Source organism: Citrobacter sp. Cpo045 (assembly GCF_030332875.1).
GTDB lineage: Bacteria > Pseudomonadota > Gammaproteobacteria > Enterobacterales > Enterobacteriaceae > Citrobacter > Citrobacter portucalensis.
Window position 1 is genome coordinate 1 of sequence record NZ_JAOWGZ010000029.1, and the last position, 5,086, is coordinate 5,086.

The following is a 5,086-nucleotide window of genomic DNA, read 5'->3' on the forward strand; positions in this document are numbered from 1 at the left end:
TAGATTCAAGCAAGCCAACTTGTCGTCAAAATCGGTGTTGCAAAAACGGGAGTGACCATAGATTCCGTTTTCTGAGGCGATCCCTAGGAGCTCGGATCTCAGGACGAAGGTCTCCGCGAATGTCCGGTCGATCCGCGCGACGTCCCAGGCGGGCGTTCCCTTGGCGGACATCCACGCCGCAGCGTCGTGCATCAGCCGCACAACCTCGTCGATATCACCCGAGCAGGCGACCCGAACGTTCGGAGGCTCCTCGCTGTCCATTCGCTCCCCTGGCGCGGTATGAACCGCCGCCTCATAGTGCAGTTTGATCCTGACGAGCCCAGCATGTCTGCGCCCACCTTCGCGGAACCTGACCAGGGTCCGCTAGCGGGCGGCCGGAAGGTGAATGCTAGGCATGATCTAACCCTCGGTCTCTGGCGTCGCGACTGCGAAATTTCGCGAGGGTTTCCGAGAAGGTGATTGCGCTTCGCAGATCTCCAGGCGCGTGGGTGCGGACGTAGTCAGCGCCATTGCCGATCGCGTGAAGTTCCGCCGCAAGGCTCGCTGGACCCAGATCCTTTACAGGAAGGCCAACGGTGGCGCCCAAGAAGGATTTCCGCGACACCGAGACCAATAGCGGAAGCCCCAACGCCGACTTCAGCTTTTGAAGGTTCGACAGCACGTGCAGCGATGTTTCCGGTGCGGGGCTCAAGAAAAATCCCATCCCCGGATCGAGGATGAGCCGGTCGGCAGCGACCCCGCTCCGTCGCAAGGCGGAAACCCGCGCCTCGAAGAACCGCACAATCTCGTCGAGCGCGTCTTCGGGTCGAAGGTGACCGGTGCGGGTGGCGATGCCATCCCGCTGCGCTGAGTGCATAACCACCAGCCTGCAGTCCGCCTCAGCAATATCGGGATAGAGCGCAGGGTCAGGAAATCCTTGGATATCGTTCAGGTAGCCCACGCCGCGCTTGAGCGCATAGCGCTGGGTTTCCGGTTGGAAGCTGTCGATTGAAACACGGTGCATCTGATCGGACAGGGCGTCTAAGAGCGGCGCAATACGTCTGATCTCATCGGCCGGCGATACAGGCCTCGCGTCCGGATGGCTGGCGGCCGGTCCGACATCCACGACGTCTGATCCGACTCGCAGCATTTCGATCGCCGCGGTGACAGCGCCGGCGGGGTCTAGCCGCCGGCTCTCATCGAAGAAGGAGTCCTCGGTGAGATTCAGAATGCCGAACACCGTCACCATGGCGTCGGCCTCCGCAGCGACTTCCACGATGGGGATCGGGCGAGCAAAAAGGCAGCAATTATGAGCCCCATACCTACAAAGCCCCACGCATCAAGCTTTTGCCCATGAAGCAACCAGGCAATGGCTGTAATTATGACGACGCCGAGTCCCGACCAGACTGCATAAGCAACACCGACAGGGATGGATTTCAGAACCAGAGAAAGAAAATAAAATGCGATGCCATAACCGATTATGACAACGGCGGAAGGGGCAAGCTTAGTAAAGCCCTCGCTAGATTTTAATGCGGATGTTGCGATTACTTCGCCAACTATTGCGATAACAAGAAAAAGCCAGCCTTTCATGATATATCTCCCAATTTGTGTAGGGCTTATTATGCACGCTTAAAAATAATAAAAGCAGACTTGACCTGATAGTTTGGCTGTGAGCAATTATGTGCTTAGTGCATCTAACGCCGGAGTTAAGCCGCCGCGCGTAGCGCGGTCGGCTTGAACGAATTGTTAGACATCATTTACCAACTGACTTGATGATCTCGCCTTTCACAAAGCGAATAAATTCTTCCAAGTGATCTGCGCGTGAGGCCAAGTGATCTTCTTTTTGTCCCAGATAAGCTTGCTTAGCTTCAAGTAAGACGGGCTGATACTGGGCAGGTAGGCGTTTTATTGCCCAGTCGGCAGCGACATCCTTCGGCGCGATTTTGCCGGTTATTGCGCTGTACCAAATGCGGGACAACGTAAGCACTACATTTCGCTCATCGCCGGCCCAGTCGGGCTGCGAGTTCCATAGCTTCAAGGTTTCCCTCAGCGCCTCGAATAGATCCTGTTCAGGAACCGGGTCAAAGAATTCCTCCGCTGCCGGACCTACCAAGGCAACGCTATGTTCTCTTGCTTTTGTAAGCAGGATAGCTAGATCAATGTCGATCATGGCTGGCTCGAAGATACCCGCAAGAATGTCATTGCGCTGCCATTCTCCAAATTGCAGCTCGCGCTTAGCCGGATAACGCCACGGGATGATGTCGTCATGCACGACAAGGGTGACTTCTATAGCGCGGAGCGTCTCGCTCTCGCCAGGGAAAGCCGAAGCCTCCATAAGATCATTGAGCAATGCTCGCCGCGTCGTTTCATCAAGCTTTACGGCCACAGTAACCAACAAATCAATATCGCTGTATGGCTTCAGGCCGCCATCCACTGCGGAGCCGTACAAATGCACGGCCAGCAACGTTGATTCCAGATGGCGCTCAATGACGCTTAGCACCTCTGATAGTTGGTTCGAAATTTCGATGGTCACCGCTTCCCTCATGATGTCTAACGGGCGAGGTAAGCCGACCGCAGAATGCGGGTCGGCTTGACCGAAATGTTAGAACCAGAAGCCAAAACGGATAACTTGAATTTGGCGACGGGCGCTAACCGTGAAAAAACGCTGCGCCACCGAGGCGGCACAGCACTGCAAAAACGATAGCTGCTTGCGCTTGCTACGCAAGGGCTAGAGGCCAAAAAGACTGAAAACCTGCGCAGCCCATGCAGGCGAAGCCCGGAAAAAAGGCAAAACAGGCACTGAATAACGCCTGAAAAGCTAAATGCCGTTTGAATAAACATGAGCTAAATAAAGCTGGGTTTCAGTGGTGCTAACGTTGGACGTAACGAGAGCCGGAGCGCAGCGGAGGGAACCAAAATGCGCAGCATTTTGGCGTCCCGTTGACGGAATGGTTAGCCGTTTCGACGCGCATAAACGGAGTGGGTGTACGGAATTACAGCTTGAATGGTTTCGGTTGAGACAAGCTCGAATTCTGTTTCGTTGAGCATTGGGAAGAAGGCGTCACCCTCGAAGGTTTGATGTACCTCAGATAGAAACACGCCGTGGGCGTGAGGTAGTGCCAGAGTGTATATCTCAGCTCCGCCCGCGACGTAGAGTTCATTGCCGAGTTCGGATGCCAAAGCGATAGCGTGCGACAGCGTTGAAACAACTACGCAGCCAGTGGCGCGGTAGTTAGCTTGGCGTGAGATTACCAATGTGTGACGGTTCGGTAGAGGCTTGCCGATAGACTCAAAGGTCTTTCGCCCCATGACAACGACTTTTCCCTCAGTGAGTCTGCGAAAAATCTTCTGCTCACCCGGAATTTTCCAGGGGATATTAGGACCATTGCCAATAACCCGATTGGCTCCCATCGCAGCAACGAGATAAATGCGTACTGATTCCGAGTTCATATGGCTAACTTTGTTTTAGGGCGACTGCCCTGCTGCGTAACATCGTTGCTGCTCCATAACATCAAACATCGACCCACGGCGTAACGCGCTTGCTGCTTGGATGCCCGAGGCATAGACTGTACAAAAAAACAGTCATAACAAGCCATGAAAACCGCCACTGCGCCGTTACCACCGCTGCGTTCGGTCAAGGTTCTGGACCAGTTGCGTGAGCGCATACGCTACTTGCATTACAGCTTACCAACCGAACAGGCTTATGTCCACTGGGTTCGTGCCTTCATCCGTTTCCACGGTGTGCGTCACCCGGCAACCTTGGGCAGCAGCGAAGTCGAGGCATTTCTGTCCTGGCTGGCGAACGAGCGCAAGGTTTCGGTCTCCACGCATCGTCAGGCATTGGCGGCCTTGCTGTTCTTCTACGGCAAGGTGCTGTGCACGGATCTGCCCTGGCTTCAGGAGATCGGAAGACCTCGGCCGTCGCGGCGCTTGCCGGTGGTGCTGACCCCGGATGAAGTGGTTCGCATCCTCGGTTTTCTGGAAGGCGAGCATCGTTTGTTCGCCCAGCTTCTGTATGGAACGGGCATGCGGATCAGTGAGGGTTTGCAACTGCGGGTCAAGGATCTGGATTTCGATCACGGCACGATCATCGTGCGGGAGGGCAAGGGCTCCAAGGATCGGGCCTTGATGTTACCCGAGAGCTTGGCACCCAGCCTGCGCGAGCAGCTGTCGCGTGCACGGGCATGGTGGCTGAAGGACCAGGCCGAGGGCCGCAGCGGCGTTGCGCTTCCCGACGCCCTTGAGCGGAAGTATCCGCGCGCCGGGCATTCCTGGCCGTGGTTCTGGGTTTTTGCGCAGCACACGCATTCGACCGATCCACGGAGCGGTGTCGTGCGTCGCCATCACATGTATGACCAGACCTTTCAGCGCGCCTTCAAACGTGCCGTAGAACAAGCAGGCATCACGAAGCCCGCCACACCGCACACCCTCCGCCACTCGTTCGCGACGGCCTTGCTCCGCAGCGGTTACGACATTCGAACCGTGCAGGATCTGCTCGGCCATTCCGACGTCTCTACGACGATGATTTACACGCATGTGCTGAAAGTTGGCGGTGCCGGAGTGCGCTCACCGCTTGATGCGCTGCCGCCCCTCACTAGTGAGAGGTAGGGCAGCGCAAGTCAATCCTGGCGGATTCACTACCCCTGCGCGAAGGCCATCGGTGCCGCATCGAACGGCCGGTTGCGGAAAGTCCTCCCTGCGTCCGCTGATGGCCGGCAGCAGCCCGTCGTTGCCTGATGGATCCAACCCCTCCGCTGCTATAGTGCAGTCGGCTTCTGACGTTCAGTGCAGCCGTCTTCTGAAAACGACAAACAGCCAGAAAGGCTGTTACAGGCGATTTGATCTGCAACCTATTGGTTAAATTAATGTATCAAAAACGATGGTTTTTGTGACAGTCTTGAAAAGTCCTGACTTCTCCCGAAAAATGACTCCCCTCATGTAACAAAACTCGTTACTGTATCAACATAACAATAACCCCATAACTAATTAGCGAGAAAAGAATGAAAATCGGCTATGCACGTAAATCTACGGGCACTGTTGCAAAGTTAGCGATGAGGCAGCCTTTTGTCTTATTCAAAGGCCTTACATTTCAAAAACTCTGCTTACC

Annotated in this window: 7 protein-coding genes; 1 reads left to right on the forward strand and 6 read right to left on the reverse strand. The window is 55.4% G+C overall.

The features are described 5' to 3' along the window. The 6 genes from OGY13_RS00210 to dfrA12 form a co-directional block, all read right to left on the reverse strand. Positions 1–261: hypothetical protein (locus OGY13_RS00210; RefSeq protein WP_058687437.1), on the reverse strand; the 261-nt coding region annotated here is incomplete at its 3' end. Positions 262–388: 127 nt separating this feature from the next. Beyond that, entirely contained in the window at positions 389–1,228 is an 840-nt protein-coding gene (sul1, locus tag OGY13_RS00215) for a sulfonamide-resistant dihydropteroate synthase Sul1 (protein ID WP_000259031.1), read from the reverse strand. Continuing rightward, entirely contained in the window at positions 1,222–1,569 is a 348-nt protein-coding gene (locus OGY13_RS00220) for a quaternary ammonium compound efflux SMR transporter QacE delta 1 (RefSeq protein ID WP_000679427.1), read from the reverse strand. The genes sul1 and OGY13_RS00220 overlap by 7 nt, the downstream gene beginning before the upstream one ends. A gap of 163 nt (positions 1,570–1,732) precedes the next feature. After that, complete coding sequence (locus tag OGY13_RS00225) at positions 1,733–2,524, reverse strand: ANT(3'')-Ia family aminoglycoside nucleotidyltransferase AadA2 (protein ID WP_001206356.1); 792 nt, start codon at positions 2,522–2,524, stop codon at positions 1,733–1,735. Between the two features lie 5 nt (positions 2,525–2,529). Further along, positions 2,530–2,820: a DUF1010 domain-containing protein gene (locus tag OGY13_RS00230; RefSeq protein WP_001336345.1), complete on the reverse strand. Its 291-nt coding sequence runs from the start codon at positions 2,818–2,820 to the stop codon at positions 2,530–2,532. A 111-nt stretch (positions 2,821–2,931) separates the two neighbouring features. Beyond that, positions 2,932–3,429, reverse strand: a complete 498-nt coding sequence (dfrA12, locus tag OGY13_RS00235) for a trimethoprim-resistant dihydrofolate reductase DfrA12 (RefSeq protein ID WP_001083725.1) — start codon at positions 3,427–3,429, stop codon at positions 2,932–2,934. A 144-nt stretch (positions 3,430–3,573) separates the two neighbouring features. Here dfrA12 and intI1 point away from each other — a divergent pair, with 144 nt between their 5' ends. Further along, on the forward strand, positions 3,574–4,587 hold the full coding sequence (gene intI1 / locus OGY13_RS00240) for a class 1 integron integrase IntI1 (RefSeq protein WP_000845039.1): 1,014 nt from the start codon (positions 3,574–3,576) through the stop codon (positions 4,585–4,587). Positions 4,588–5,086: the final 499 nt, after the last annotated feature.

Bases quoted from the DNA above. Each gene is read 5' to 3' on its own strand.
- sul1 (WP_000259031.1), bottom strand. From the start codon at position 1,228: ATGGTGACGGTGTTCGGCATTCTGAATCTCACCGAGGACTCCTTCTTC.
- OGY13_RS00225 (WP_001206356.1), bottom strand. From the start codon at position 2,524: ATGAGGGAAGCGGTGACCATCGAAATTTCGAACCAACTATCAGAGGTG.
- OGY13_RS00220 (WP_000679427.1), bottom strand. From the start codon at position 1,569: ATGAAAGGCTGGCTTTTTCTTGTTATCGCAATAGTTGGCGAAGTAATC.
- dfrA12 (WP_001083725.1), bottom strand. From the start codon at position 3,429: ATGAACTCGGAATCAGTACGCATTTATCTCGTTGCTGCGATGGGAGCC.
- intI1 (WP_000845039.1), top strand. From the start codon at position 3,574: ATGAAAACCGCCACTGCGCCGTTACCACCGCTGCGTTCGGTCAAGGTT.
- OGY13_RS00230 (WP_001336345.1), bottom strand. From the start codon at position 2,820: ATGTTTATTCAAACGGCATTTAGCTTTTCAGGCGTTATTCAGTGCCTG.